At 58.3% G+C, this 25,274-nt stretch carries 27 protein-coding genes; 25 read left to right on the top strand and 2 right to left on the bottom strand.

All coding sequences use genetic code 11. The features are described 5' to 3' along the window. Positions 1 to 61 precede the first annotated feature (61 nt). The 7 genes from ribH to glpK all read left to right on the top strand — a co-directional run bounded on the left by ribH (position 62) and on the right by glpK (position 6,768). On the top strand, positions 62 to 532 hold the full coding sequence (gene ribH / locus FFV09_RS00880) for a 6,7-dimethyl-8-ribityllumazine synthase (RefSeq protein ID WP_141445922.1): 471 nt from the start codon (positions 62 to 64) through the stop codon (positions 530 to 532). Between the two features lie 31 nt (positions 533 to 563). After that, positions 564 to 1,355, top strand: a complete 792-nt coding sequence (locus FFV09_RS00875; protein WP_141445921.1) for a segregation and condensation protein A — start codon at positions 564 to 566, stop codon at positions 1,353 to 1,355. Next, positions 1,324 to 1,983 carry an SMC-Scp complex subunit ScpB gene (gene scpB, locus FFV09_RS00870; RefSeq protein WP_246098440.1) on the top strand — a complete coding sequence of 220 codons (660 nt, stop codon included), beginning with the start codon at positions 1,324 to 1,326 and terminating at the stop codon, positions 1,981 to 1,983. Before FFV09_RS00875 ends, scpB begins: the two co-directional genes overlap by 32 nt. Before the next feature lie 207 nt (positions 1,984 to 2,190). Then, a complete protein-coding gene (locus FFV09_RS00865) occupies positions 2,191 to 2,940 on the top strand; it encodes a pseudouridine synthase (protein WP_141445920.1) in 750 nt (249 codons plus the stop codon). 39 nt (positions 2,941 to 2,979) lie between these two features. Continuing rightward, complete coding sequence (locus FFV09_RS00860; RefSeq protein ID WP_141445919.1) at positions 2,980 to 3,696, top strand: response regulator transcription factor; 717 nt, start codon at positions 2,980 to 2,982, stop codon at positions 3,694 to 3,696. Position 3,697: 1 nt separating this feature from the next. Next, positions 3,698 to 5,155, top strand: a complete 1,458-nt coding sequence (locus FFV09_RS00855) for a HAMP domain-containing sensor histidine kinase (RefSeq protein ID WP_141445918.1) — start codon at positions 3,698 to 3,700, stop codon at positions 5,153 to 5,155. A gap of 110 nt (positions 5,156 to 5,265) precedes the next feature. Next, positions 5,266 to 6,768, top strand: a complete 1,503-nt coding sequence (glpK, locus tag FFV09_RS00850; protein WP_141445917.1) for a glycerol kinase GlpK — start codon at positions 5,266 to 5,268, stop codon at positions 6,766 to 6,768. Between the two features lie 186 nt (positions 6,769 to 6,954). Here glpK and serA read toward each other — a convergent pair whose 3' ends face one another. Continuing rightward, complete coding sequence (gene serA / locus FFV09_RS00845; RefSeq protein ID WP_141445916.1) at positions 6,955 to 8,541, bottom strand: phosphoglycerate dehydrogenase; 1,587 nt, start codon at positions 8,539 to 8,541, stop codon at positions 6,955 to 6,957. An 829-nt stretch (positions 8,542 to 9,370) separates the two neighbouring features. Between serA and FFV09_RS00840 the strand changes: the two genes are divergently transcribed. From FFV09_RS00840 to FFV09_RS00835, 3 genes are read left to right on the top strand one after another with little or no spacing between them, the layout of a single operon-like run. After that, positions 9,371 to 9,961, top strand: coding sequence for a CPBP family intramembrane glutamic endopeptidase (locus FFV09_RS00840; protein WP_141445915.1), 591 nt, complete (start codon positions 9,371 to 9,373; stop codon positions 9,959 to 9,961). Beyond that, a complete protein-coding gene (locus FFV09_RS23605; protein WP_170314889.1) occupies positions 9,958 to 10,407 on the top strand; it encodes a hypothetical protein in 450 nt (149 codons plus the stop codon). Before FFV09_RS00840 ends, FFV09_RS23605 begins: the two co-directional genes overlap by 4 nt. Further along, positions 10,398 to 11,234 carry a metallophosphoesterase gene (locus FFV09_RS00835; RefSeq protein ID WP_170314888.1) on the top strand — a complete coding sequence of 279 codons (837 nt, stop codon included), beginning with the start codon at positions 10,398 to 10,400 and terminating at the stop codon, positions 11,232 to 11,234. The genes FFV09_RS23605 and FFV09_RS00835 overlap by 10 nt, the downstream gene beginning before the upstream one ends. 167 nt (positions 11,235 to 11,401) lie before the next feature. Here FFV09_RS00835 and FFV09_RS00830 read toward each other — a convergent pair whose 3' ends face one another. Continuing rightward, on the bottom strand, positions 11,402 to 12,418 hold the full coding sequence (locus FFV09_RS00830) for a polysaccharide deacetylase family protein (protein ID WP_141445913.1): 1,017 nt from the start codon (positions 12,416 to 12,418) through the stop codon (positions 11,402 to 11,404). Positions 12,419 to 12,874: 456 nt separating this feature from the next. On the opposite strand from FFV09_RS00830, the gene FFV09_RS00825 reads away from it, so the two are divergent. From FFV09_RS00825 to FFV09_RS00755, 15 genes are all read left to right on the top strand, one after another. Further along, positions 12,875 to 13,486: a genetic competence negative regulator gene (locus FFV09_RS00825; RefSeq protein ID WP_141445912.1), complete on the top strand. Its 612-nt coding sequence runs from the start codon at positions 12,875 to 12,877 to the stop codon at positions 13,484 to 13,486. 118 nt (positions 13,487 to 13,604) lie between these two features. Further along, positions 13,605 to 14,354, top strand: coding sequence for a glutamic-type intramembrane protease PrsW (gene prsW, locus FFV09_RS00820; protein WP_141445911.1), 750 nt, complete (start codon positions 13,605 to 13,607; stop codon positions 14,352 to 14,354). Between the two features lie 214 nt (positions 14,355 to 14,568). Further along, a complete protein-coding gene (locus tag FFV09_RS00815; protein WP_246098439.1) occupies positions 14,569 to 15,246 on the top strand; it encodes a flagellar brake protein in 678 nt (225 codons plus the stop codon). Positions 15,247 to 15,432: 186 nt separating this feature from the next. Next, a complete protein-coding gene (gene cmk / locus FFV09_RS00810) occupies positions 15,433 to 16,137 on the top strand; it encodes a (d)CMP kinase (RefSeq protein WP_150229714.1) in 705 nt (234 codons plus the stop codon). A gap of 86 nt (positions 16,138 to 16,223) precedes the next feature. Next, on the top strand, positions 16,224 to 17,513 hold the full coding sequence (gene rpsA / locus FFV09_RS00805) for a 30S ribosomal protein S1 (protein WP_141445909.1): 1,290 nt from the start codon (positions 16,224 to 16,226) through the stop codon (positions 17,511 to 17,513). 219 nt (positions 17,514 to 17,732) lie between these two features. Beyond that, on the top strand, positions 17,733 to 19,055 hold the full coding sequence (gene der / locus FFV09_RS00800) for a ribosome biogenesis GTPase Der (protein ID WP_141445908.1): 1,323 nt from the start codon (positions 17,733 to 17,735) through the stop codon (positions 19,053 to 19,055). Positions 19,056 to 19,105: 50 nt separating this feature from the next. After that, positions 19,106 to 19,744, top strand: coding sequence for a glycerol-3-phosphate 1-O-acyltransferase PlsY (gene plsY, locus FFV09_RS00795; RefSeq protein WP_141445907.1), 639 nt, complete (start codon positions 19,106 to 19,108; stop codon positions 19,742 to 19,744). Then, on the top strand, positions 19,737 to 20,777 hold the full coding sequence (locus FFV09_RS00790; protein WP_141445906.1) for an NAD(P)H-dependent glycerol-3-phosphate dehydrogenase: 1,041 nt from the start codon (positions 19,737 to 19,739) through the stop codon (positions 20,775 to 20,777). Before plsY ends, FFV09_RS00790 begins: the two co-directional genes overlap by 8 nt. Before the next feature lie 76 nt (positions 20,778 to 20,853). Further along, positions 20,854 to 21,216, top strand: a complete 363-nt coding sequence (locus FFV09_RS00785; protein ID WP_141445905.1) for a 2Fe-2S iron-sulfur cluster-binding protein — start codon at positions 20,854 to 20,856, stop codon at positions 21,214 to 21,216. A gap of 237 nt (positions 21,217 to 21,453) precedes the next feature. Then, positions 21,454 to 21,726: an HU family DNA-binding protein gene (locus FFV09_RS00780; protein WP_141445904.1), complete on the top strand. Its 273-nt coding sequence runs from the start codon at positions 21,454 to 21,456 to the stop codon at positions 21,724 to 21,726. Positions 21,727 to 21,961: 235 nt separating this feature from the next. Then, positions 21,962 to 22,204 (top strand): trp RNA-binding attenuation protein MtrB, encoded by a 243-nt coding sequence (gene mtrB, locus FFV09_RS00775; RefSeq protein WP_141445903.1) that lies wholly within the window; start codon positions 21,962 to 21,964, stop codon positions 22,202 to 22,204. 95 nt (positions 22,205 to 22,299) lie between these two features. Beyond that, on the top strand, positions 22,300 to 23,073 hold the full coding sequence (locus FFV09_RS00770; RefSeq protein WP_141445902.1) for a heptaprenyl diphosphate synthase component 1: 774 nt from the start codon (positions 22,300 to 22,302) through the stop codon (positions 23,071 to 23,073). Further along, positions 23,073 to 23,789: a demethylmenaquinone methyltransferase gene (locus FFV09_RS00765; RefSeq protein ID WP_170314887.1), complete on the top strand. Its 717-nt coding sequence runs from the start codon at positions 23,073 to 23,075 to the stop codon at positions 23,787 to 23,789. The genes FFV09_RS00770 and FFV09_RS00765 overlap by 1 nt, the downstream gene beginning before the upstream one ends. A 1-nt stretch (position 23,790) precedes the next feature. Next, positions 23,791 to 24,663, top strand: coding sequence for a UbiA-like polyprenyltransferase (locus FFV09_RS00760; protein ID WP_141445901.1), 873 nt, complete (start codon positions 23,791 to 23,793; stop codon positions 24,661 to 24,663). Next, complete coding sequence (locus FFV09_RS00755) at positions 24,657 to 25,274, top strand: UbiX family flavin prenyltransferase (RefSeq protein ID WP_141445900.1); 618 nt, start codon at positions 24,657 to 24,659, stop codon at positions 25,272 to 25,274. The genes FFV09_RS00760 and FFV09_RS00755 overlap by 7 nt, the downstream gene beginning before the upstream one ends.

The raw sequence follows: 25,274 nt of genomic DNA, 5'->3' as shown, positions 1-25,274 counted from the left end.
AAAACGAAGGCTACAAACCGGTCAATCTGGTATACAATAGACAAAGGATGGTTGATGACAAATGGCAAATGTATATGAAGGACACTTGGTTTCGCAGGGATACAAATTCGGGATCGTCGTCGGCAGATTCAACGAGTTCATTACGGCGAAGCTGCTGTCGGGCGCGCTCGACGCGTTGAAGCGTCACGGCGCGGAAGACGACGACGTGGACGTAGCCTGGGTTCCGGGCGCGTTCGAGATTCCGCTGATCGCGCAAAAAATGGCGGAGAGCGGCAAGTACGACGCGGTTATTACGCTCGGCACGGTGATCCGCGGATCGACGACGCATTACGATTATGTCTGCAACGAAGTGGCGAAAGGCGTGTCCGCGATCAATTTGAAAACGGGCGTTCCGACGATCTTCGGCCTCGTCACCACCGAAAATATCGAACAGGCGATCGAGCGTGCGGGTACGAAAGCCGGCAACAAAGGCTGGGATTCGGCGCTTGCGGCGCTTGAAATGGCCAGCCTGAGCCGTCAATTCAAAGGCTGACCGTTCGCAATACAGGCGGAGGGGAAACGGCTTGACTGTACTTTACAAACTGGAATCGTTCGAAGGTCCGCTCGACCTGCTGCTGCACCTGATCGACAAGTCGGAGATCGATATTCAACAGATCTCTATCAGCATGATCACGGAACAGTATATGGGCTACCTGCGCAGCATGCAGGAGCTGGAGCTGGAAGTGACGAGCGAATTCCTCGTGATGGCGGCAACGCTGCTCGCGATCAAGAGCAAACTGCTGCTTCCCAAACCTCCGGTGATGGATATGGACGAATATGATTTCTACGAAGAGGAAGAACCCGATCCGAGGGAAGACCTGATTCGCCGGTTGACCGAATATCGGAAGTATAAGAGCATTGCGGGTCTGCTGCACGAGAAAGAGCACGAGCGGGGCCGCATCTATATTCGCGAGCCCGACGATCTGGCTCCGTTCCTGCCCGCGGAAGACGACAATCCGCTGGAAGGGCTGCATATGTCCGATCTTGTATCGGCGCTGCAGCGCGCACTGCTGCGGGCCGACCGCAAACCGACGGTTGCCCGTATCCGCCGCGACGAGATTTCGGTCCGGGATCGGATGCGGGAATTGGAAGGGGCGCTTCGCGGAGCGGGACCGGGCGGCAGAATCTTGTTTTCGAGCGTGTTGAACGAACGGATGTACAGACAGGAGATCGTCGTAACGTTCCTCGCCGTACTCGAACTGATGAAGATGAAGCAGGTGAGCTGCTATCAGGATCGGCTGTTCGACGACATCGTAATGGAGTGGAGAGGGGAAACGGCGTCAAATGGATTTGCAGACGTTGAAGTCGATTATTGAAGGCCTCCTGTTTTTGGCGGGGGATGAAGGCTTGACCGTGCGGCAGATAGCCGAGATCACGGAGAACAAACCGGGCGAAGCCCAAAAAGCGGTCGAGAGTCTCCAGCGCGATCTGCGCAAGTCGGGGCGGGGCGTGCGGGTGACGAAGCTTGCCGGCGCGTACCATCTGGCGACGCTGCCGGAACATTCGGAATATTTCGAACGGCTGGCTTATTCGCCGTCGCGCGCGACGCTGTCGCAGGCGGCGCTGGAGACGCTGGCGATCGTCGCTTACCGTCAGCCGATCACGCGGATCGAGATCGAAGAGATCCGCGGGGTCAAGTCCGAACGGGCGATCCATACGCTGACGAACAAAAATCTGATCGTCGAGACCGGGCGAGCCGACGCGATCGGACGTCCGATCCTGTACGGGACGACCAAAGGCTTCCTCGACCACTTCGGGCTTGGCGGACTGGAAGAGCTGCCGGACGCTTCGGCGTTCGAAGCGATGATCGCTTCGGAAGACGAAGAACGGCTGCTGTTCGGCGGTCCCGCCGAATCGGCGCAGGCCGAAGCCGAACAAGAAGAGCCGCCTGGCCCGCTGCGGGCGGACGGTTCGGAGCGGGAGCCGGAAGAAGAAGGCGGGTAACGGCCGCCTGCCGCGACGTTGTCTTGGGCCCTTCCCGCATCAGGGAAAGGGCCCTGTTTTCGCTGCTTGCCGGGCAGTATGCCGTAGGCGGATGGTTCCGGGGTGCGAGTGTCTTCGCAAGGCGGACAAGCGCCGCAAAAACGTATGGTTGAACTTGTGGTTTCTGAACTCTATAGGTATGATGAAAGATGAGGTGACTGGATGACTATGGAACGATTACAGAAAATTTTGGCCCAGGCGGGCGTGGCTTCGAGACGAAAATGCGAGGAGCTCATCCTGGCGGGCAAGGTCGAGGTGAACGGCGAAGTCGTAACGACGCTTGGCACAAAAGCCGACCCGAACGTTGACGAGATCACGGTCAGCGGCCGGGCGATCAAAGCGCAGCAGAAGCTGTATCTGATGTTCAACAAGCCCAAAGGCGTCATTACGAGCGCGACCGATCCCGAAGGCCGCAAGGTCGTAACCGATTACATCAAAGGGATCAAGGAACGCGTCTATCCGGTAGGCCGTCTGGACTACGATTCGGAAGGGCTGCTGCTGCTGACGAACGACGGCGATCTGGCCCAGAAGCTGACGCACCCGAGCCATCACGTGCCGAAGACCTACCTGGCTACGGTAGAAGGCATTCCGCACGGCGATTCGCTCGAGAAACTGAGACGGGGCATTCAGCTGGAAGACGGCATGACCGCTCCGGCGCAGCTTGAATATTACGACGTGGACCAGCAGAAAAAGCAGGCGACGATCCGCATCACGATCTACGAAGGCAAGAACCGTCAGGTTCGGCGCATGTTCGACGCGATCTCGCACCCGGTCAAACGCCTCAAGCGGATCTCGATGGGCAATCTGTTTTTGCAGAACCTCAAGCGCGGCCTGCATCGCCCGCTGACGGCAAGCGAAATCAACGAGCTGAAGCAGCTTTCGGAAATTAAGCACGAGAGAGAAACGCCGGACAAGTAACTTTTCCGCGCATACCGTTGACGAAAGGATTGTTGCATCGTGGCTGATCAAAAAGAGCGAATTCTCGTAGTGGACGACGAAGAAAGAATCCGGCGTTTGCTTCGCATGTATTTGGAAAAAGAAGGCTATGAGATCGAAGAAGCGGAGGACGGCGAGAGCGCTCTGCAAAAAGCGACGGAAGGCGATTACACGCTGGTCATTCTCGACGTGATGCTGCCCGGCATCGACGGCGTGGAAGTGTGCGCGCGTCTGCGCCAGGTCAAATCGACGCCCGTGCTGATGCTGACCGCCAAAGGCGAGGAAGTCAACCGGGTGCAGGGCTTCGAAGTCGGCGCCGACGATTACGTCGTCAAGCCGTTCAGCCCGCGCGAAGTGATTTACCGGGTCAAAGCGATTCTGCGCCGTTCTTCGGCGACCGCCTATCTGACCAAAGAAAGCGGAACGAGCAACAACATCGTATTCCCGCACCTGACGATCGAGCACGATGCGCACCGCGTGCTGGCCGGAGGGCACGAAGTGGGACTGACTCCCAAAGAGTACGAACTGCTGCATTATCTGGCCGTGTCGCCGGACAAGGTCTTCTCCCGGGAAGAACTGCTCAAGGACGTGTGGAACTACGAATTTTTCGGCGATCTGCGCACGGTCGACACCCACGTCAAACGGCTGCGCGAAAAGCTGAACAAAGTGTCGCCCGATTCGGCTTCCATGATTACGACCGTCTGGGGCGTCGGCTACAAACTCGAGGTTCCGAAGTAAGATGATCGGGTGGAGAGAAAGAGTCGGCAAACTGTGGCAGACGCTGGTCGGCAAGCTGTGGCTGACGATCATTGCGCTCGTCGCGTGCGTGCTGCTGACTCTGGGCTTTTTCCTGCTGCCTTACGTCGATATCGCCTTCGCCAACTCGGCGGCCGTCAAGCGGATGCTCATCTACGTGGGCGTGATCGGCTTTTCCATGACGACCGTCTTTGCGTTGTTTCTGCTCAAAAAGATCACGCAGCCGATGCGCCAGCTGATCGACGCGGCGGATTCGATCCGTCAGGGCGATTACGGCACGCGCGTCCATCTGGATGCCCACGACGAGATCGGGGAGCTGGCCAGCACGTTCAACCTGATGGCGGCCCGGCTGGAGGAGAATATTCGCGACCTGAATATCGAAAAAGAACAGTTGGCCGGCGTGCTGCGCAGCATGAGCGACGTCGTGATGACGTTCGACCGCGAAGGCACGGTGCAGTTGACCAATCCGGCCGGCGACCGTCTGCTGGAAGACTGGAAAGCGATCAGTTGGCGCGACGACCAAACGGAATCGTCCGCGGCCGCGCGCTCCACGATTCCCGAACCGCTGTATCCGCTGTTCGAGCAGGTGCGCACGACGCTTGAAGACCGCAGCGCCAACGTGCTCGTTCGCCAGAGCGTCTGGGCCGTCAACATGGCGCCGCTGTTTCTGGACAACGAAGTACGCGGCGTCGTGGCCGTCCTGCGCGACGTGACCCAGGCGGTGAACATGGAGAAAATGCGCAAAGATTTCGTCGCGAACGTGTCGCACGAAATTCGTACGCCGCTGTCCATGATGCAGGGATACAGCGAAGCGCTGCTCGACGGCTTCGCCGACTCGCCGGAAGAGCAGAGCGAACTGCTGCACGTCATCCATGACGAATCGCTGCGAATGGGACGGTTGGTCAAAGACCTGCTGGATCTGGCGCGGATGGAAGCCGGGCATACCGATATGACGCGAACCCGCGTCGAGATCGGCGAACTCGTCGAACGGGTATACCGGAAGTTTGCCGTGCGCGCCAAAGAAGGCGATCTGGATTTCCGGCTGGAACGGGCCGAAGGCGAGCTGGTGCTCGAACAGGCCGACGAAGACCGGTTGGAGCAGGTCGTGACCAATCTGCTCGATAACGCGTTCCGGCATACGCCGTCCGGGCGCGGCGTGCTGATCGCGGTCAAGCCGACGGTCGCCGACCGGGAAGCGATGACGATCTACGTGGCGGACGAAGGACACGGCATTCCGGCCGAAGACGTGCCGTACATTTTCGACCGCTTCTACAAAGCCGACAAAGCGCGGACGAGAGCTTCTTCCGGCGGGACGGGGCTTGGTCTTGCGATCGTCAAAAACATCGTGGACGCGCACGGAGGAAGCATTCAGGTCGAAAGCGTTCTCGGCGAAGGCACCAAATTTCGCGTCATCCTGCCGAAAAACGGCAAAAGTGGTTGATTGCGTTCCCGACAAGAGGCGCAAAAAGGTATGAATCCTAACGTGTCCGGAGTCTCCGGCACGTTATTCTTCAATTAAAAAAGGGAAAGCGATTGAAAGGAGGAGCCACGATGAGCGGTACCTATATTTTGGCGTTGGATCAGGGGACGACGAGTTCCCGGGCGATTTTGTTCGACGGGGAAGCGCGTCCGATCGCTTCCGGGCAGCGGACGTTCGAGCAGCATTTCCCGGTACCGGGACAGGTCGAACACGATCCGGAAGCGATTTGGGACAGCCAGCTGGAAGCGGCGCGCGAAGCGATTGCCGTGTCGGGCGTCGAAGCGAAGCATATTGCGGCGATCGGGATCACGAATCAGCGCGAGACGACGCTCGTCTGGGAACGCGCAAGCGGCCGTCCGATCGGCCCGGCTATCGTCTGGCAGGATCGCCGGACGGCGCCCCTGTGCGAAGAACTCAAAAAGCGCGGTCTGGAAGACTATATCCGGCAGACGACCGGACTTGTGGTCGATGCGTACTTCTCGGCGACCAAGATCGCCTGGATGCTCGACCATATTCCGGGAGCGAGGCAGCGGGCGGAAGCGGGGGAACTGCTGGCCGGCACGGTCGATACGTGGCTGATCTGGAAATTGACCGGCGGAAAATCGCATGTGACGGACGTAACGAATGCGTCGCGCACGATGCTGTTCGATATCGGCCGCCTGGATTGGGATCAGCGTCTGCTGCAGGAACTGAACATTCCCGTTTCAATGCTGCCGCAGGTGCTGATGTCCGGGGCGGACTTCGGCGTAACGCTGCCTCAATGGTTCGGGGGCGCCGAGATTCCGATCGCTTCCGTGCTCGGCGATCAGCAGGCCGCCTTGTTCGGGCATGCGTGCGTGGAAGCCGGACATGCCAAAAACACGTACGGAACCGGCTGCTTCATTCTGCTCAACACGGGCAGCGAGCGGGTGGAATCGACGCACGGCCTGTTATCGACCATCGCATGGGGCTGGAGAGACGAACTGCATTACGCGCTCGAAGGCAGCGTGTTCGTGGCCGGAGCGGCCGTGGAATGGCTGCGCGACGGGCTGAACCTGATCGAAGATCCGGCGGAGTCCGAAGCGCTGGCGGCCGGCGTGCCGGACTCGGGCGGCGTCGTCATCGTGCCGGCGTTTACCGGGCTGGGCGCCCCGTACTGGGACATGTACGCGAGGGGCGCGATCTTCGGGTTGACGCGGGGGACGCGTCCGGGGCATATCGCCCGGGCGACGCTGGAGTCGCTTGCGCTTCAGACGCGGGACGTGACCCAGGCGATGGAAAAAGATTCGGGCATTCCGCTGCGCGAACTGCGCGTCGACGGTGGGGCGGTCCGCAACAATATCCTGATGCAGTACCAGGCGGACGTGCTGGGACTGGAAGTCGTCCGCACCGAGCAGTCGGAGACGACGGCGCTCGGCGCCGCCATGCTGGCCGGCTTGCAGTGCGGCATCTGGGACCGCAGCCAGTTCCGTTCGTTCAACCCGCCCGGTGCCCATTTTCGCCCGAAGATGGACGCGAAAAAGCGGGAAAGCATCTACAGACGCTGGCAAAACGCGATCGAGCGCACGCGCGGTTGGGAAGAAGAGGAAGACTGAGCGTTCGTCCAGGCGCAAGCCAGAACGTTTCAGACCGAAAGACCGAAAAGCAGCCCCCGCCGGATTCGGCAGGGGCTGCTTTTTGTAATCGGATAAGTAAGTTTTCGTTGAAGGAATATTTCGTCCGACGCTCCAAGCCCGCATCCCGTTCGGGAGAGGAGGGCAGGAGGCGTCGGACGCGGAAGATTAGAGGGAGATCTCCTGAGCCGAGTTGATCGCTTCCAGACCGACGAGTTCGGTCAGCACGTTCTTCGGCACTTCTTTGTCGACGCTCAGCAGCATGACCGCTTCGCCGCCGACCACTTTGCGTCCGACCTGCATCGTCGCGATATTGACTTCGTTGCGGCCGAGCAGCGTACCGACGTTGCCGATGATGCCCGGTTGGTCATTGTGCGAGATGAGGATCTGATGGTTGTCCGGTGCCGAGTCGATCGGGAATTCGTTAACCTGCACGATCCGTTCGCCGTAGCCGTACAGCAGCGTGCCCGCGACGGAACGTTCCGCGTTGGTCTGCTCGACGAGCGTGACCGTGATCAGGTTCGTGAAGCCTTTGGTGGCGGACGAGCTGCTCACCTGCACGTTCAGGTCGCGGATCTTGGTCAGGTGCAGCGAGTTGACGATATTGACTTCGCTGCCCAGGTGGCGCGACAGCACGCCTTTGACGATATAACGCGTCAGCGGCTGCGTATCGACTTCCGACAGCTCGCCGGCATATTCGATCACGATCGATTTGACCGGTTCGGCCGTCAGCTGCGAAGCGAAGCTGCCGAGCTTTTCGCCGAGAGAGAAGTAGGGCTGAAGTTTGTTCATGACGCTGCTTGCGACCGGAGGCATGTTCACGGCGTTCTTGAACGGCTCGTCGCGCAAAATGTGCAGCACCTGCTCGGAGACGTCGATCGCCACGTTTTCCTGCGCTTCGACGGTCGACGCGCCCAGGTGAGGCGTCACGATGACTTTCGGATTGTGCAGGAACGGGTGGTCCGGCGCCGGCGGCTCGTGTTCGAACACGTCGAACGCGGCTCCCGCCACGATGCCTTCGTCAAGCGCTGCCACGAGAGCGGCTTCGTCCACGACTCCGCCGCGGGCACAGTTGATGATGCGCATGCCTTTTTTCATGACGGCGAACTGGGCGGTGGAGATCATATGCTTCGTTTCCGGCGTCAGCGGCGTATGCACCGTGATGAAGTCGGCGTTTTTGACGATATCGTCGACGCTGGACAGCTTCACGCCAAGCTTCTCCGCGCGCTCTTCGGTCAGGAACGGATCGTATCCGAGAATGTCCATGCCGAACGCTTTGGCGCGCTTGGCCACTTCGCTGCCGATCCGGCCCATGCCGAGCACGCCGAGCTTTTTGTTGCGCAGTTCGACGCCGAGGAACTTGCGATCCCATTGGCCGCTGATCGTTTTGGCGTACGCCTGCGGAATATGCCGCGCCAGAGCCATCATCATGGCAAAAGCGTGCTCGCACGTCGTGATCGTGTTGCCGTCCGGCGCGTTGATGACGATGATGCCGCGTCCGGTAGCGGCAGGCAGGTCGATGTTATCGACGCCCACGCCCGCCCGGCCGACCACTTTGAGGCGGGAACCCGCCTTCATGATGCCCTCGGTCACCTTGGTCTGGCTGCGCACGAGCAGTGCGTCGTAATCGCCGATAATCTCGATCAGTTCGGCCTCGGACAGACCCGTTTTTTTGTCCACCTGTACGTCGGCCGCTTCCACCAGCTGTTGAATGCCCAGATCGCTGATCGGGTCGGATACCAATACTTTAAACATCGTCTTATTTCCTCCCTTATTCGGTTCGCTGTACGCTGCAAGTCAAATATGTTCCAGAACGGCGCCGCGGCTGCGGGTCGTCCGAAAAACCGGTGAATCGGTGAAACTTGCTTGTCTGCAATGACGGAAAGACGCGTTGATGGAGCAGAGGGAAATCCTGAATCGAATAGGCGGCGCGTCCAAAACGTTCCCGCAAAAAAGACTCCCGTCCTCATACCGCTGGCGCGGTAAAGGGACGAGAGTCTCGCGGTGCCACCCTAATTCGCCGGGCCCTTGCGGGCTTCGGCCTTAGCGGGTCGGAGAAACCGACCCTTCACGGTAACGGCGTGACACCGGCTGCGCCTACTCCGCGGCATGCGGGGTCGGACAGACGCTCGGGAGCGCTCGGGACGGGAACGCATAACCGGTTCGCACCTTCCACCGGCTCTCTGATATGCGTACTCCCACCGTTCTCCTTCAAAGCGTTTCGCTCAAGTTGAATTTTTCATACTTTAACACAAGGTTACACAGAGTGTCAACGCATAAAATAAATTCGGGTTTAATAAAGCGACAAACGCATATTTTGCCACGATAGCGAAAAAACCGGGCTTATTTCCGATCAATCCGATAAATTGGCAGGAAATGCGTACGTCTTTTCCGAACAATCTTATAAACGGTCACATACGCTTCCCGTACCGCGAAAACCGATGAAAAGAAAGCAGAAAACTTGATTACAGAGTCTCTTTTCGTTATCATTTGATTAGCATTCCGCTTTTCGAAAAGCAGTGACAACGGGATATGGGCGGGCGGAACTCAGGTTTTGGTCCATGTCCCCGAAGGAACCAAACCCATGACGAATAAAAAAGGAAACAAAATTCGGCGCAAAGCCGTACAATTAACGGACCGGCTGCTTTTGATCAATCTCTATCTGACGCAGGGACTGACGCTGCTGATCGGTACGGTCTGGATTCTGCTTCAAGGACGCAATCCGCTGGACCTGCTGACGCTGCCGGGCGACCCGCGCTTCCTGTATTGGGGAGCCGGCCTTGCGGTCGCCTTGTTCGCGGTCGATCTGCTGATGACGCGCTGGGGCCGCGAAGAAGACCTGGACGACGGCGGGATCAACGCGATGCTGTTTCGCAAACGTCCGCTGTGGCATATTTTCGTCATCGCGGCCGTCGTATCGGTGTGCGAAGAACTGTTGTTCCGGGGAGCGATCCAGTATCATCTGGGTCCTTACTGGACCAGTATCCTGTTCGCGCTGATCCATATCCGGTACTTGAAGCATTGGCTGCCGACGGCGTGGGTGTTTGCCAGCAGCTACGGGCTCGGTTGGATCTACGTGCAATCGGGTACGCTGTGGGCGCCGATCGTTTGTCATTTCTTGATCGATTTTATCTCGGGCATCATGATCAAACGGAGGGAACAGAAGGAACAATGAGCGAACGTTTAAGCCGCATGGATCGGCATCCGAGTACGAGGAAGAAGCGCCGTAAGCGCCCGACGTTCAAGCAGGAATGGCAAAGCAATCATATGAAGCTGACCGATACGACCGTCATGCGGCTGTCCGACCTGGACGATCGGGCGGCGCTTGCGGAATCGATCGAGCCGCCGCCGTCGGTCGAACCTGCCGCCCAGGCCGCGCCGACGAGAGCGGAGCGGATCAAGAACGCGGGGGCCGCCGCACCGGCGCCTGCCGCGCCGCTTCAAGAAGCGGAAGAAGATCCCGACGCGGAACTTCCTCCGCGCAGCGTGATGTATCCGTCAAGCCGGATCAGGCTGACCAAATGGTTCTACGAAACGCTGTTATTGCTGTTCTTGATACTGCTCGGGACGCTGCTATGGTGGGGCACCCAGATGACAGGAGTGAAATTGCCATGGCAATAAAATGGGGTTGGAAACAAGCGCTCGCCGCCGCGGCAGGTGCCGCGGCCGGTCTGGGCGTGCATATGGTCAAGGAAGCGATGGCGTTTCGGGTGCTGCACGAAGACGTGCATATCCCGGGACTGCCGGCCGCATTCGACGGATACCGGGTCTATTTCATCTCCGATATCCACCGCCGGCTGCTGCCCGAAGCGGAAGTGGCCGCTCTGGAAGGCAAAGCGGACATCGTGTGGATCGGCGGCGACCTGACCGACCGGGGCGTGCCGGAAGAGCGCACGCTCGCCAATATGCGCATGCTGCGCAAGATCGGACCGTCTTATGCCGTCTACGGCAATCACGACTACGAAGCCTACATGCCGAATATGGAGAAGCTGGATACGCTGCTGGAAGCGTCCGGCGTCAAGCCGCTCGGCAGCAAGAACGTGCCGCTGCACCGGGGCGGCAGTACGATCTGGCTCGCGGGGATCGACGATCTGGGACCCGCGGGCCTGTGGCGGGGCGATCCGCGTATCCGCCGCGAAGACTGCGTGCTCGTGCTGATGCACGATCCCAAATGGGTCGTGGCGCTGCGGCGCACGTCGGCCAACTACGCATTTGCCGGACATACGCACGGCGGGCAGATCAGCCTGCCGCTCGTGGGACCGGCCGCGTCCAAGCCGTTCTACAAAACGTATCTCGACGGCACGCATTTTATCGAATCCGAAGACGGCGGCACGACCGGGCTGCGGATCAGCCGCGGCATCGGCACCAGCCATTTTCCGCTGCGGCTCGGTTCGCCGGCGGAGACGCATCTGCTGACGCTGCGCAGCGCGCCGCCGCTGCAAGGCTGACGTCCTCGGCGAAGATCGCAGCCGCGAGCGTCCATGCCGCGCACACCAAAAAGGCCATCCCCCGGGGGATGGCCTTTTTTGAACCGTTCCGTCTTAGGAACCCTGCGAATGCCGGCTGCGGACAGCCTTCCGACAGGGGAAGTCCGTCATGCGCCGCCGCCAGTCGATCAAGGCTGTTTCGTCGTATCGATGCTGCGCGGATCGACGAAGCTGTAGCCTTTGGCTTCAAGCTTCGTGAGCAGCTCGTCGAGCGCTTCGACGGTCCACGGCAGTTCGTGCATCAGAATGTTGCTGCCGGAGTGGAGCTGGTCGAACACGTTGTCGATAACGGCCTGCGAATCGTCCTGGTTGACCCAGTCAAGCGATCCGACGGACCAAGTCATGGACAGCATGCCGTTGTCTTTGGCTACTTTTTCGGTGTAATCGTTGCCTGCGCCGTTCGGCGGGCGGAAAAACGTCGGCGACTTGCCGATCGTTTCTTTGACGATCGCCTGCGTGTCTTCCAGCTGCTTTTTGATTTCGGCATCGCTTTCCTTGCGCAGGATGATGTGATCGTAGCTGTGGTTGCCGACGATGCCGCCGCGTTCGTCAATGAGCTTCAGCAGGTCCGGATTCGCTTTGACCCGGTAGCCGTTCACGAAAAAGATCGCTTTGGCATTATGCTTGTCGAGCGTGTCGAACATGCTGTTGATCATTTTGGCTTCTTTCGGACCGTCGTCGAACGTCAGCAGCACGATCTTCTTCGGAGCGCCGCTGCCTTCGTTCGGAACGATGTCGTAGTTCGCGTTCATATGGTACTCGAGCGCGACTTCTTCGGCAGCTGCCGCGTTATCCGCGTCCGGCGTGTCCGTTTGTTCGCCGGCTGCCGTGCCCGGAGCCGCGGCGTCGCCGCCTGCCGTGCCCGGAGCCGCGGCGTCGCCGCCTGCCGGTGCGTCTGTTTCGGTGCCCGCTGCCGGAGCGGTCTCTTCGGGAGCCGCGGTGTCCGGGGTCTGCGTACCTTCGGCCGTATCCGGGGTTTGCTGCGCCGGAGCCGTCTGCGCGCTTTCCGCAGGCTTTCCGGCATCCGTCGTCTGTGTTTCCGTCGTCTGGGCGGAACCGTTCGGTTCAGCCTCTTCGGCGGCGTTCCCGCAGGCTCCGAGCACGAGGCCCGCAGCCAGCCAGAACAGGGCCGTTTTTTTCCACATCTGTTATCCATCTCGCTTTCTTTGCATGTTCTTTGGTGCCTCTGCGCCTGGCCTGCCGGCTGTCGCCCGGTGTTCGCGCGAACGCCGGCATCCGCCAGGCACATGCGTTTCATAGCTATTCGGTACAGCTTATGTAACTTTTAAAGCTTAGCATAATCGACTGCGCAGTTGCGGCACATAACGGGATTGTAACCTTTTCATACCAACCTGAAACGTTTCATGAATTTTGATATCCGGACGTGCATTTGGCGAAAAGAAGTGATAACATAAATATGTGGTTATATATAAATATCAAATAAACCGCTCCGTGCGTCGACCGGGTGCGATTTGTCGTTCGAGAGGCTATTCCCTTCGTGGCAGCAGGCCAGCAATGAAGCCGGTATGCCGAACGTTCGACGCGGTCGATGCGCAAGGAAGACCCTTTCCAAAAATCGACTCCTAAAGGAGGGTCCTGTCGTGAAAATTGAACGATTAGGCCAGGATAAAATTCGTATCTTCCTTACGTCCGACGATCTCAACGAACGCGGCATTCAGCGGGAAGATATGTGGCAGGAGATTCCGCGAGTCCACGAACTGTTCACCGAAATGATGGATCAGGCCTACACCGAGCTCGGCTTCGACGCGACCGGCCCTCTGGCCGTTGAAGTGTTTGCGCTTCCCGCGCAGGGCATGGTCGTCGTCGTGACGAAAGGCAAGTATGATCCGCTTCATTCGGACACGGGAGACGAGGAAATGCCGGATGAAGTTTACGAAATGGAAGTGACTATGGAGGCAAGCGATACGATCGTTTACTCCTTCCACGATATCGAGCCCCTGATCGAAGCGGCCCACGTGCTGCGCGATCGGGTAACCGAAACAGGATCGCTGTACCATTATAAGAACGCGTGGTTCCTGCATTTTTCGGCGGAGGAGCTCGACGATTCGCTGCATAACCCTTTGATCGCCGTGCTTGCCGAGTTCGGCAGCTCGTCGCCGGTCACGACCGCCGTGCTTCAGGAGTACGGCAAGACCGTGATGGCGGAACGGGCGGTCGCCCAGATCTGCACGCACTTCGACCGCCGGGCTTGACGCCCGGGAGAAACGCCGCCGTCCCGAGCGATCGGGGCGGCCGTTTCCGTTTGTACGGCTTGCACGGCGTGGACAGATCCGGAATTTCGTCGCGGACGAGGCGGGAAAGGGGAACAATTTGCTAGCGTTGACGGTGTTTGTCGCGGCGATTACGCCGGGAGTCGCTTTGCTGTTTTATTTCTATCTAAAAGACAAGTATGACGCCGAGCCGCTGCATATGGTTGCGCGGATGTTTGTGCTCGGCTTTTTGGTCGTGCTGCCGATCATGGTCGTCCAGCAGGGACTGCTGCGGGCATTCGGCGACAATCCGTACCTGTTCGCTTTCGGCATCTCGGCCGGCGTGGAAGAGATGTTCAAATGGTTCGTGCTGTTTCACTTCATATACAACCATACCGAGTTCGACGAACCGTACGACGGCATTTTGTACGCGGTGGCCGTATCGCTCGGATTCGCTACGCTTGAGAACATCATGTACGCGTTCACGCTCAAAGCTTCGTTCGGCGCGCTGCTGCTGCGCGGCCTGCTGCCGGTATCCGGGCATGCGATGTTCGGCGTCGTCATGGGATACTATATGGGCCGCGCCAAATTTGCCAGCGCGTCTCAGCGCAAAAAGTTTCTGGTCTTGTCGCTGCTCATGCCGCTTGTGTGGCACGGCATCTACGATATGATCCTGAATCTGTCCGGCCATTACTGGATCTGGTACATCGTGCCGTTCATGGTGCTGATGTGGTACGGGGGCATGGACAAAGTCGGCAAAGCCAACAACCGTTCCCCGTTCCGCTTCCTGAAAAAGGACGACTCGCTGCCGGTCTCTCCGCCCGAACGCACGCCGAAGCCGTCCGCCGTTTCCGACAAAAAGGAAGCCTGATCCAAGGGAACGCCGGTCCAAAGGATTCCAATCCAAGGGACACGGGTCCGAAAGGCCCTGTTTTCCAACCGCATACCTGATCGCACGCAAAGGCAAAGCCCGTATCCCGGGTTTTGCCTTTGTTTTTTGGGGAATTGGGCTTACAAGCCTATGTCCGCATGCTATACTGATGAAGCCGAAGGCAGGCTCCTACCCAGCGCGGAAGAGCAAGGCCTTGACGAGCACGTACAAAAGGCGGGCGATCAAAAAAATGTATCCGAAAACCAACGATATGCTGTTTATGCAGCCCGTATCCATGGAAGCCAAACCCGAAAACGAACATCGATCGAGAATTTCCGAAATCGAGGAGAATTCGCTGCTGACCGAACTCCCGCTTCGTGCCGGACGAATGAGCCGGCTTCGCCTGGGCGAAGAACTGTCGGTCTACCATATGACGGAAGACGGAGTGAAGTATTACTTCACGTCGCACGTGCTGGGCTATCAGGACGATTCCATTCCGCTCATGCGGATCAGCAAGCCGCTGCCGGAAGACATTTCCAAAGTGCAGCGGAGACATTACCTGCGCGTTCCGGCCAAGGTCGAAATCGCCGTGCAGGCGCCGCAGTTCCATTTTACCGCCGTGACTTCGGACCTGAGCGGGGGCGGACTGTCGTTCGTCGATGCGGGCGCTTACCCGATCGAGACGGAGCAGGAAGTGGACGGCTGGATCCTGCTGGCCTACAAAAGCGGCAGCGTCGACCACGTTCCGTTCGGCGGCGAAGTGCTGCGCGTCAAAGAACCGGGCACGGGGCGCAACACGGTCAGCGTCCGGTTCACGCGTATCGCCGACACCGAGCGGCAAAAAGTAATCCGGTACTGTTTCGAGCGCCAGCTCGATTTCCGCAACCGCTAACGCGCGGGGCGCGCCGAACGTTCGGTTTGTCGGCGCGCCGCGGCTTTTTTTCTTTTCGTGTGCGGACGTTTTGCAAATTGGCGTGCCTTATGCTATAATTTTATTGTCGCAGGCACAGCCTGTTTTTTTATTGATTGAGAAGCCTGCCCACTAATGGGGGCGGCGGTTTTGAGGAGGAGTGCCCCTTTGTCCAGCTTGAACGGGGAACGGGAGTTCAGAATCAATATCGCAATCGACGGACCTGCGGGAGCGGGAAAGAGCACGGTTGCGCGCAAGGTGGCCAAAGCGCTCTCCTATGTCTATGTGGATACCGGTGCCATGTACCGGGCCGTCACATGGGACATGCTGAATCTCGGCATAGAAGCGGAGAACGAGCAGGAGGTTCTGGCACGCATGGAATCCCTCGAGATCGAGCTGATACCGGGAGAAGACGGCCAGCGCGTGAGACTTTCCGGGCAGGACGTGACGGACGACATTCGTTCGCTCGCCGTGACCCGTACCGTTTCCCGATATGCGCAAATCGAGGGGCTGCGGGCGGAATTGTCTTCCGCCCAGCGGCAAATGGCTTTACGCAAAGGCGTCGTGATGGACGGACGCGATATCGGAACGACCGTGCTCCCCGACGCGGAGGTCAAGATTTTCATGACCGCGACCGTCGAGGAACGCGCCCGGCGCAGATTCCGGGAACTGCCGGAATCCGGCGAATCCATTACGCTTGAACAGCTTGAACGCGAGATTGCGGACCGGGACGAACTCGACCGCAATCGCGAAGTGTCTCCGCTCGTGTGTGCGGAAGATGCGACGGTGCTCGATACGACGCGGATGACCATCGAAGAGGTGTCGGACGCGATCGTGCGCCTGGCCGAACGCCAGCTGACCCGACAGGGCTAGAACGGCGTCGGCCGAAGAAGTTTGTTTTGAACTCTGCGCACCGCGGGTTTAAATATGAGGGTTTTGAATCGAGGAGGGTATTTAACATGTCGGAAGAAACAAGAAACCAAAATGAAGAAGCAGTAAACCAGGAAGTAAACGAAGAAACGGCTACGCAGGATCAGCTGGAGCAGGTCGTCAGCGTCAAAAAAGGCGACACCGTTACCGGTACAATCGTGAAATTGGACGATGACCAAGCGTACGTCAGCATCGGTTATAAATACGACGGCGTAATCACGACCAGCGAGCTTGAAGAAGGCGCTGAAATCGGCCAAGAAGTCGTTGCCAAAGTTGTTAGCCTGAACGACAACAAAGAGCAAATGGTTCTGTCGAAAAAAGCGATTCAAGGCGCAAAAGCATGGGAAGAACTCGACGCGAAATCCGCGAGCAAAGAGATCTTCGAAGTTAAAATCACGGACGTCGTAAAAGGCGGAATCGTGACGGACGTAAGCGGCGTTCGCGCTTTCATCCCGGCTTCGATGGTTGAGCGTCATTTCGTCGAAGACTTCAGCGATTACAAAGGCCGCACCATCCGTGTTCGCGTCAAAGAACTGGATCGCGAAAACAACAAAGTAATCCTGTCCGCCAAAGACGTTCTTGAAGAAGAGTTCGAAGCCAACAAGCACAAAGTGATGGCCGATCTCAAAGAAGGACAAATCATCGAAGGCAAAGTGCAGCGTCTGACGCAGTTCGGCGCATTTGTCGACGTAGGCGGCGTGGACGGACTCGTTCACGTGTCCGAAATGGCTTGGCATCACGTAGCCAAACCTTCCGACGCGGTATCCGAAGGCGAGAGCGTCAAAGTCAAAGTGCTCAAAGTCGATCCGGAAAAAGGCAAGATCAGCCTGAGCATCAAAGCGGCAACTCCGGGTCCTTGGGAAACGGCTTCCGAGAAGTTCAGCCAAGGCGAAATCATCAGCGGCGAAGTAAAACGTCTCGTGCCTTTCGGCGCATTCGTAGAAATCGCTCCTGGCGTAGAAGGCCTGGTTCACATCTCGCAAATCTCCCACAAGCATATCGGAACGCCTCAGGAAGTGCTGGAAGAAGGACAAACGGTTCAAGTGAAAGTTCTGGACGTAAACCCTTCCGAAAAACGCATCAGCCTGAGCATCAAAGAAACCGAAGAAGCTCCTGCTGGCGAAGCGCGCAGCGAGAGACCGGAAAGATCCGACAGACCGGAAAGATCGGGATCGAGCAGAGGCCGCGATAAAGGCCCGCGCGTCGACAAAATCGACAACCCTAACGTTTCCCTGAGCAACCAAGGCATGAACGTTTCGCTCGGCGAACGTTTCGACCTGGCTGCCCTGAAAGAAAAACTGGGTCAATCCGAAGAATAATGGCAGCACAAGCATAGCTACGAGCAAACGGCGGACCCGCTGCGGGTTCGCCGTTTGTGCAATATAAAGATAAATCGGCTGCAAAGACGGCTGTCATCCCAATCTTTATATGCCGAATATGCCGACGGGAAACGGGGGCCGATCCGAATGGATCGGTTTGGCCGTTTCTTGTCGTGTAACGGGAAATTTCAGCTGCGGCTGACAAGGAGGAATGTTCAAATGGCAAGAGCGGTAGTCGCGATCGTAGGACGCCCGAATGTGGGCAAATCGACGATCTTCAATCGAATCATCGGCGACCGTCTGTCCATCGTCGAAGATAAACCGGGCGTCACGCGCGACCGGATTTACGGAGTCGGCGAATGGAACGGCAGGTCGTTCAGCATTATCGACACGGGAGGGATCGAGCTCAACGACGAGCAAATCCTGAAATCGATCAAGGCTCAAGCGGAGCTTGCGATCGAGGAAGCGGACGTGATCGTCCTCATGTGCGATGCCAAAGCGGGACTGACGCAGTCGGACTCGGAAGTGGCGGAGATGCTGTACCGGTCGAAAAAACCGATCATTTTGGCGGTCAACAAAGTCGACAACATGACCCGGATGGACGACACGTACGAATTTTACAATCTGGGCCTCGGCGATCCGATCGGCGTATCGGGCGCGCACGGCAGCGGCGTAGGCGATCTGCTCGACGTTATCGTGGAGAAACTGCCGGATACGACGGACGAAGAGTACGACGAAGACGTGATTCGCGTCGCGTTGATCGGACGTCCGAACGTCGGCAAATCTTCGCTCGTGAACGCTCTGCTCGGCGAGCAGCGCGTTATCGTCAGCGACGTGGCCGGTACGACGCGCGACGCGATCGATACCGAATTCGAACGCGACGGTCAGCGGTACGTGCTGATCGATACCGCCGGCATGCGCAAACGCGGTAAAGTGTACGAAAACCTTGAGAAATACAGCGTGATGCGCGCTATGCGCGCGATCGAACGCGCAGACGTGGTCGCCGTCGTCATCAACGGCGAAGAAGGCATCATCGAGCAGGACAAACATATCGCCGGCTATGCGATCGAAGCGGGCAAAGCTTCGGTATTCGTCGTCAACAAATGGGACGTGGTCGAAAAAGACGACAAAACGATGCAGCATTTCGAGAACAGTATCCGCAATCATTTCCTGTTCATGACGTATGCGCCGGTCGTTTTCCTGTCCGCATTGACCGGCCAACGGGTACAAAAGCTGCTCCCGGTCGTGAACCGCGCCGCCGAACAACATTCCCGCCGGATCGCGACCGGTCTGCTGAACGACGTTATCTCCGATGCGGTCGCAATCAATCCGCCGCCTACGGACAAAGGACGCCGCATGCGGATCAACTACGCGACTCAGGTCGCAGTCAAGCCTCCGACGATCGTCGTGTTCGTCAACGCGCCGGAGCTGATGCACTTCTCTTACGAACGCTATCTGGAGAACAAAATCCGGGCCGCTTTCGATTTCGAAGGCACCCCGATCCGGATCTTTACCCGACGCAAATCGGAAGATAAAGATTAAGCCAAGCATTAGAGAACGCACAAGTTCAGCTGCGCGAAGGAGAGCGAATAATGATAGAATCGGTAATCGCAATCGCAGCCGCTTATTTACTCGGCTCGGTCAGCTTTAGCGTATTATTTGCAAAACTGCTCAAAGGAATCGATATCCGCAATCACGGCAGCGGCAATGCGGGCGCGACCAACACGCTGCGCGTGCTCGGCAAAGGCCCGGCCATTCTCGTGCTGGTGCTCGATATTTGCAAAGGCATTCTCGCCGTATGGCTCGGCCGCTGGATCGCGCCGGACTACGACTGGACGCCGGCTCTGGCCGGACTTGCAGCCGTCGTCGGGCATAACTGGCCGCTGTACTTCCATTTCAAAGGCGGCAAAGGGATCGCGACGACGATCGGCATGCTGGCGACGCTCTGCTTTTTGCCGGCGCTGTTTGCCGGCATTATCGCGATCGCGACCATCGTGCTGACACGCTACGTCTCGCTCGGTTCGCTGCTGTTCGTCACGCTGACGCCGGTCTTTCTCGTCGTCTACGACGCCGCGGGCTGGCACGATTACGGCATGCCGGTGTTGATCGTCAGCCTTGTCATTTGGGCTCTCGCCGTCTGGCGCCACCGGGGCAACCTGGTGAAGCTCAAAAACGGAACGGAGAACAAGCTGGGCTCGAAGTCCGGCGGGAAGGAGCGCAGCCTTGGCTAAAAAAGTGTGCGTATTGGTAGCCGGCAGCTGGGGTACGGCTCTGGCGATGGTATTGGCCGATAACGGCCATGACGTGAGACTGTGGGCGCGAAGCGAAGAGCATGTGCAGGAGATTAACGAGACGCGCGAGAACTCGCGGTTTCTGCCGGGCGTCAAGCTTCCGGACGGTCTTCGCGCGACAAGCGACATGCAGGACGCACTAAGCGAAGCCGAGGCGGTCATCATCGCTTCGCCTTCCAAAGCGATGCGCGAAGTAGCGCGCGCGCTCAAGCCGTTCTGGAATGAAGACATGCTGTGCGTGCATGCGACCAAAGGTATGGAGACCGGCACGCTGAAGCGGATGTCGACGATCATCGCCGAAGAACTCGGCTGTGAGGAATCGAAGATCGGTGTCATCTGCGGACCGAGCCACGCCGAAGAAGTGGCCCGGCGGCGTCCGACGACGATCGTTGTCGCTTCGGCCAACGAAGGCGAAGCCCAGCGGGCGCAAAATCTGCTGATGAACGCTTATTTCCGCGTCTACACGAACCGGGACGTACTCGGGGCAGAACTTGCGGGCGCGTTCAAGAACATTATCGCGCTCGGCGCGGGCATGTCCGACGGCCTCGAATACGGAGACAACGCCAAAGCGGCGCTGCTGACGCGCGGCCTGGCCGAGATTACGCGGATCGGCACCGAGATGGGCGCCAATCCGTTGACCTTTTCCGGACTGGCCGGCGTCGGCGACCTCGTCGTTACGGCGACGAGCAAGCACAGCCGGAACTGGCGTGCCGGCTACATGATCGGGCAGGGCAAGCCGCTGCAGGAAGTGCTCGACTCGATGGGCATGGTCGTGGAAGGCATCCGGACGACGGAAGCCGCCCATTTCATTTCGCAAAAGTACAAAGTTCAAATGCCGATCGCGGAGCAGCTGTACCGGGTGCTGTTTGAAGACCTGGACCCGAAAACGGCAGTTGAAGCGCTGATGGGCCGGGGACCGAAGACCGAGATGGAGATGATTTCGCAGGAAACGTGGGAGCAGTGGCATACGTAAAAGCGCAAACCGGCACAGCTTGAAGCGGATCGCCGGCTCCCGATGATCGACAGCGATTGCGAGAGGAGGCGAACCGATGCCGACAGATCGACATACCGTATCGTTTAATCCCGACGGCAAAAGCGTCACCGTCAAAGCGGGAACGACGCTGCTGACCGCCGCGCGCGCGGCCGGCGTGCGTATTCCCGTACGCTGCGAAGGCAAAATGGGCTGCCTCATGTGCAAAGTGACGCTGGAGCCGCCGCAAGCCGGCGTTCTGCCGCCCGCCGAAGGCGAACGCCGCAAGCTCGGCGGAAGTCTCGACGCAGGCACTCGGCTGGCCTGCCAGGCGAAAGTGTGCGGAGACGTCTCCGTCACGACGCCCGAAGATCCACTGAAGCGGGCGGTGCGCCTTCAGTTGGAGCGGCAAAACCAAGCAGACGACGATTTTTGGCGGTAACCCCCAAGATCGGACGGGCCCCAATCTATTGCTTCATCCATGAAAAGCTTGAAATTATAAGGCCGGTGTATTACTATATGGATGTTGCCTACAGAACGCAAGTTCTGGCAGTTTGAGAATTCCGGCCTTATCTACCGCGTGTTACGCTTGGTTAGCAGGTAATCGGAAAGACCAAATACGCCTTTTGGCGGGCACTCGGACGAGTGCTGGGTATGATTGTAACGGGAGGTGAAACGCATGAACAAATCTGACCTGATCAGCCACGTTGCAGAAGCATCGGAGCTTGGCAAGAAAGAAGCAACCAAAGCGGTTGACTCCGTTTTCGAAGCCATCGCGACCGCTCTGCAAAACGGCGAGAAAGTACAGCTCGTCGGATTCGGAAACTTCGAGATTCGCGAACGTTCCGCCCGTAAAGGACGTAACCCGCAAACCGGCGAAGAGATCGAAATCCCGGCAAGCAAGATTCCTGCTTTCAAACCGGGCAAAGCCCTGAAAGACGGAATTAAATAAAATCTACATAATCCCTAGGGGTTGAAGATTTTGCATCGCTTCGGATCGTGCGAAGCGATGGGGAAGAAGCCGTGAATGCATATTCACGGCCTTTTTCTTTTTGTGCGCAAGCGGATAGACGGCCGAACACAGGGCGGACGGTCCGAGGTGTTGACAATACGGCTCGGCATTTGCCATCATGAATAGCATGCATCGAATGATTCAATCGAAGATTCAGCGGGAAGGAGCAGCGATTATGGAACATCCAAAAGGTACGGAAAATTCGGAAAAAGCCGACTATATCGTGATCAAAGCTCACGAGAACGGCGTCCATGTTATCGGGCTGACGCGCGGTCAGGATACGCGTTTTCATCACACGGAAAAGCTCGACAAAGGCGAAGTGCTGATCGCGCAGTTCACCGATCACACGTCGGCGATCAAGGTGCGCGGCAAAGCGACCGTGTTCACCAAACACGGCAATATCGACGCCGAAACGTGAGCGTTTGCGTTAGTTGTTTGAAAAAGCTTATGCTATAATAGAAAAGATTGTGACAAAAATAGCGTTGAACGTTGTAAAAAGTCGGAGGCCTATAGATGAAACCCTACTGCGTACCGGAAAAGACCGAAAAATACACCGGATATGACATGATCCGGAATCATACGGAGATTCCGGCGCTGCCGGATGCGCGGCTTCGGCTGCTGCACGCTTTTCTTGAAGCTTCCGATTCGGCGGACAAGACCGAGGTCTACGGCATGGTCACGGGACTGCTGCAGATCGGCCTCGATATCCACGACCGGGTCGCGCCGGGAGACGACAGCGAAGAAGAACAGGCGATGCGCTCCAGGCAGCTCAAAGTGCTGGCGGGCGATTATTACAGCAGCCGCTTCTACCAACTGCTGGCCGCGGCAGGCGAAGTGGACATGGTCGCCGAGCTGAGCCGGGCGATTGCGGACGTGAACCGCCGCAAAATGGAGCTGTATCTGCGCATGCAGGGAACTTCCGCGCCGGAACTGCGCGAATATGTGGAAGAGGCGGCCGCGATCAAGGCACGCCTGTTCGTCGGCTTCGACGTTTCGCTGCGCGGCCCGCTGCTGCCGGATTGGCAGAGCCTGCTGAAGCTCGTCGCCCTGTGCGAAGCGGCGGTCGAAGAGCTGGAAGCCGCGACGCACGGCGAGGCGCTGCATTACGGCATGCACCCGGTCGGCGAAGCGGAGGCCGACGAATTGAAGCAAATGCTGCTTGGGTTCGCGGATCGGCTCGAAGCGGGCATCGCGGCGCTGCCGGCGGAAGTGAACCGCGAGGTGCTGGGCGCCTTGGCGTACGGATTCCGCGGCGCGGCCGAAATGAAAGGCAAGGTGAACCGATAATGGCGAATTCGCCCAAACCGAAAGAAGAGTTCGTCCATGACGTCTTTCAGCAGATTGCGCCGAAATATGACCGGATGAACGATATTTTGAGCTTCAACCGCCACAAAGCATGGCGCAAGTTTGCCATGCGCAAAATGGCCGTCTCCCCAGGCGACAGCGCCGTCGACCTGTGCTGCGGCACGTGCGACTGGACGATCAGCCTGGCCGAAGCAAGCGGCAGCGGTCCGGTCAAAGGGCTCGATTTCAGTCCGGCGATGCTGGACGTGGGCCGGGGCAAGATCGCGCGCAATACGCACGGCGGACAGATCGAGCTGTTCCAGGGCAACGCGATGGAACTGCCGTTTGCCGACAATTCGTTCGATTACGCGACGATCGGATTCGGCCTGCGCAACGTGCCCGATCCGGTGCGCGTGCTGAACGAAATGCGCCGCGTCGTCAAGCCGGGCGGCATGGTCGTCTGCCTGGAATTGTCCAAGCCGACGAGCCAGCCGTTCAAAGGGCTGTACTATTTTTATTTCGAACGGATGCTGCCGAAGATGGGCAAGCTGTTCGCAAAAAGCTACGAGCAGTACAAGTGGCTCCCGGATTCGTTGAAACTGTTCCCGGGCCGCGAAGAATTGGCGAATATTTTCCGTGAAGTGGGTCTCAAAGACGTGGAAGCTTACGCGCTGACCGGCGGAATCGCCGCGCTGCACATCGGAATTAAGGAGAAATAAAATGTTCGGGAAAATCCGTGTCTTTTTGGAAATGATCAAGATTGAACATACGTTATTCGCGCTTCCCTTCGCGTTCATGGGGATGCTGCTCGGCTCGGTCGTCATTAACGGGCATCTGCCTTCGTGGGGACAGGCCGGCTGGATTTTGCTGGCCATGATCGGGGCGCGCAGCGCCGCGATGGGCATGAACCGTCTGATCGACCGTTACATCGACGCCAAAAACCCGCGCACCGAAAAGCGGGCCATTCCTGCGGGACTTCTCAAAACGCGCGAAGTGGCGATTTTTGTCGTCGTGTTCCTGGGTCTTTTCCTGTGGGCGACGTTCGAACTGTCGCGCTTCGCGCTGACGCTGTTCCCGATCGCCCTCGTGCTGCTGATCGCCTATTCGTACACGAAGCGCTTCACGTGGCTCTGCCACGTCGTGCTCGGCGCGACGATCGCGCTTGCACCGCTCGGCGGTTGGGCGGCCGTGACCGACAGCTTCAGCTGGTCGTCGCTCGTCTTCTATATCGCGATCGCGTTCTGGACAGCCGGATTTGACGTGATCTATGCGTGCGACGATATCGAATTCGACCGGCGGGAAGGCATTTATTCCATCCCGAGCCGGTTCGGCCTGCACAAAGCGCTCAAGATCGCCCAGGGCTTCCACGCCGTGACGGCGCTCGGACTGATTGCGCTTGCGTTTATTACGCCGCTCGGCTGGTGGTATGTGGCCGGCGTCGTCATTGCGTGCTCGATCTTGTTCTATCAGCACCGCATCGTGAAGCCGAACGATCTTCGGCGCGTGCAGACCGCCTTTTTCACGATGAACAGCTGGCTCAGCAGTATTGTTTTCGTATTCACTCTGATCGATTTGGTGGTGAAGTTTTGGTAAACGAACTCGCGGGCGCCGGCAGGCACTGGGTCGTCGGAATCACCGGTGCCAGCGGCAGCGTTTACGGCATCCGGCTGACCGAAGAACTGCTGGATCTCGGTTTTACCGTGCATCTGGTCGTCTCGAACGCCGGCTGGCGCGTATTTAAGGAAGAAATGGATTTCGACGCGTCGAAACGCGAGCAGGAACTGGAGCACCGTTTCGGCGGCCGCGCCGGACGGCTGGTGTATCATCCGGTGGCGGATATCGGAGCTTCGATCGCCAGCGGTTCGTTCCGGGCCGAAGGGATGATCGTTATGCCGTGTTCGATGGGGACGCTGTCTTCGATCGCGCACGGTTCGTCCGACAACCTGATGACGCGGGCGGCGGACGTCATGCTCAAGGAAGGGCGTCCGCTCGTGCTCGTGCCGAGGGAAACGCCGCTGCATGCCATCCATTTGGAGAACATGCTGAAGCTTGCGCGCCTGGGCGTCAAAATGGTGCCGGCGATGCCGGCTTTTTACCATCGTCCCCGCACGCTCGAAGAAATCGTCGATTTTCTGGTCGGCAAAGTGCTGGACAGTGTTGGAATCGATCACAATCTGTTTAAAAGATGGGGGGAGGAAACGTGA

This window comes from Saccharibacillus brassicae (assembly GCF_006542275.1).
Taxonomy (GTDB): domain Bacteria; phylum Bacillota; class Bacilli; order Paenibacillales; family Paenibacillaceae; genus Saccharibacillus; species Saccharibacillus brassicae.
The sequence above is the reverse complement of the archived record's forward strand: the minus strand, read 5'-3'. Positions and strand labels throughout refer to the sequence as shown.

What these genes read in the sequence shown, in the direction of transcription:
- ribH (WP_141445922.1), top strand. Translation starts at nt 62, where the DNA reads ATGGCAAATGTATATGAAGGACACTTGGTTTCGCAGGGATACAAATTC.
- scpB (WP_246098440.1), top strand. Translation starts at nt 1,324, where the DNA reads ATGGATTTGCAGACGTTGAAGTCGATTATTGAAGGCCTCCTGTTTTTG.
- FFV09_RS00865 (WP_141445920.1), top strand. Translation starts at nt 2,191, where the DNA reads ATGGAACGATTACAGAAAATTTTGGCCCAGGCGGGCGTGGCTTCGAGA.
- FFV09_RS00855 (WP_141445918.1), top strand. Translation starts at nt 3,698, where the DNA reads ATGATCGGGTGGAGAGAAAGAGTCGGCAAACTGTGGCAGACGCTGGTC.
- glpK (WP_141445917.1), top strand. Translation starts at nt 5,266, where the DNA reads ATGAGCGGTACCTATATTTTGGCGTTGGATCAGGGGACGACGAGTTCC.
- serA (WP_141445916.1), bottom strand. Translation starts at nt 8,541, where the DNA reads ATGTTTAAAGTATTGGTATCCGACCCGATCAGCGATCTGGGCATTCAA.
- FFV09_RS00840 (WP_141445915.1), top strand. Translation starts at nt 9,371, where the DNA reads ATGACGAATAAAAAAGGAAACAAAATTCGGCGCAAAGCCGTACAATTA.
- FFV09_RS23605 (WP_170314889.1), top strand. Translation starts at nt 9,958, where the DNA reads ATGAGCGAACGTTTAAGCCGCATGGATCGGCATCCGAGTACGAGGAAG.
- FFV09_RS00835 (WP_170314888.1), top strand. Translation starts at nt 10,398, where the DNA reads ATGGCAATAAAATGGGGTTGGAAACAAGCGCTCGCCGCCGCGGCAGGT.
- FFV09_RS00830 (WP_141445913.1), bottom strand. Translation starts at nt 12,418, where the DNA reads ATGTGGAAAAAAACGGCCCTGTTCTGGCTGGCTGCGGGCCTCGTGCTC.
- rpsA (WP_141445909.1), top strand. Translation starts at nt 16,224, where the DNA reads ATGTCGGAAGAAACAAGAAACCAAAATGAAGAAGCAGTAAACCAGGAA.
- der (WP_141445908.1), top strand. Translation starts at nt 17,733, where the DNA reads ATGGCAAGAGCGGTAGTCGCGATCGTAGGACGCCCGAATGTGGGCAAA.
- plsY (WP_141445907.1), top strand. Translation starts at nt 19,106, where the DNA reads ATGATAGAATCGGTAATCGCAATCGCAGCCGCTTATTTACTCGGCTCG.
- FFV09_RS00785 (WP_141445905.1), top strand. Translation starts at nt 20,854, where the DNA reads ATGCCGACAGATCGACATACCGTATCGTTTAATCCCGACGGCAAAAGC.
- FFV09_RS00780 (WP_141445904.1), top strand. Translation starts at nt 21,454, where the DNA reads ATGAACAAATCTGACCTGATCAGCCACGTTGCAGAAGCATCGGAGCTT.
- mtrB (WP_141445903.1), top strand. Translation starts at nt 21,962, where the DNA reads ATGGAACATCCAAAAGGTACGGAAAATTCGGAAAAAGCCGACTATATC.
- FFV09_RS00770 (WP_141445902.1), top strand. Translation starts at nt 22,300, where the DNA reads ATGAAACCCTACTGCGTACCGGAAAAGACCGAAAAATACACCGGATAT.
- FFV09_RS00765 (WP_170314887.1), top strand. Translation starts at nt 23,073, where the DNA reads ATGGCGAATTCGCCCAAACCGAAAGAAGAGTTCGTCCATGACGTCTTT.
- FFV09_RS00760 (WP_141445901.1), top strand. Translation starts at nt 23,791, where the DNA reads ATGTTCGGGAAAATCCGTGTCTTTTTGGAAATGATCAAGATTGAACAT.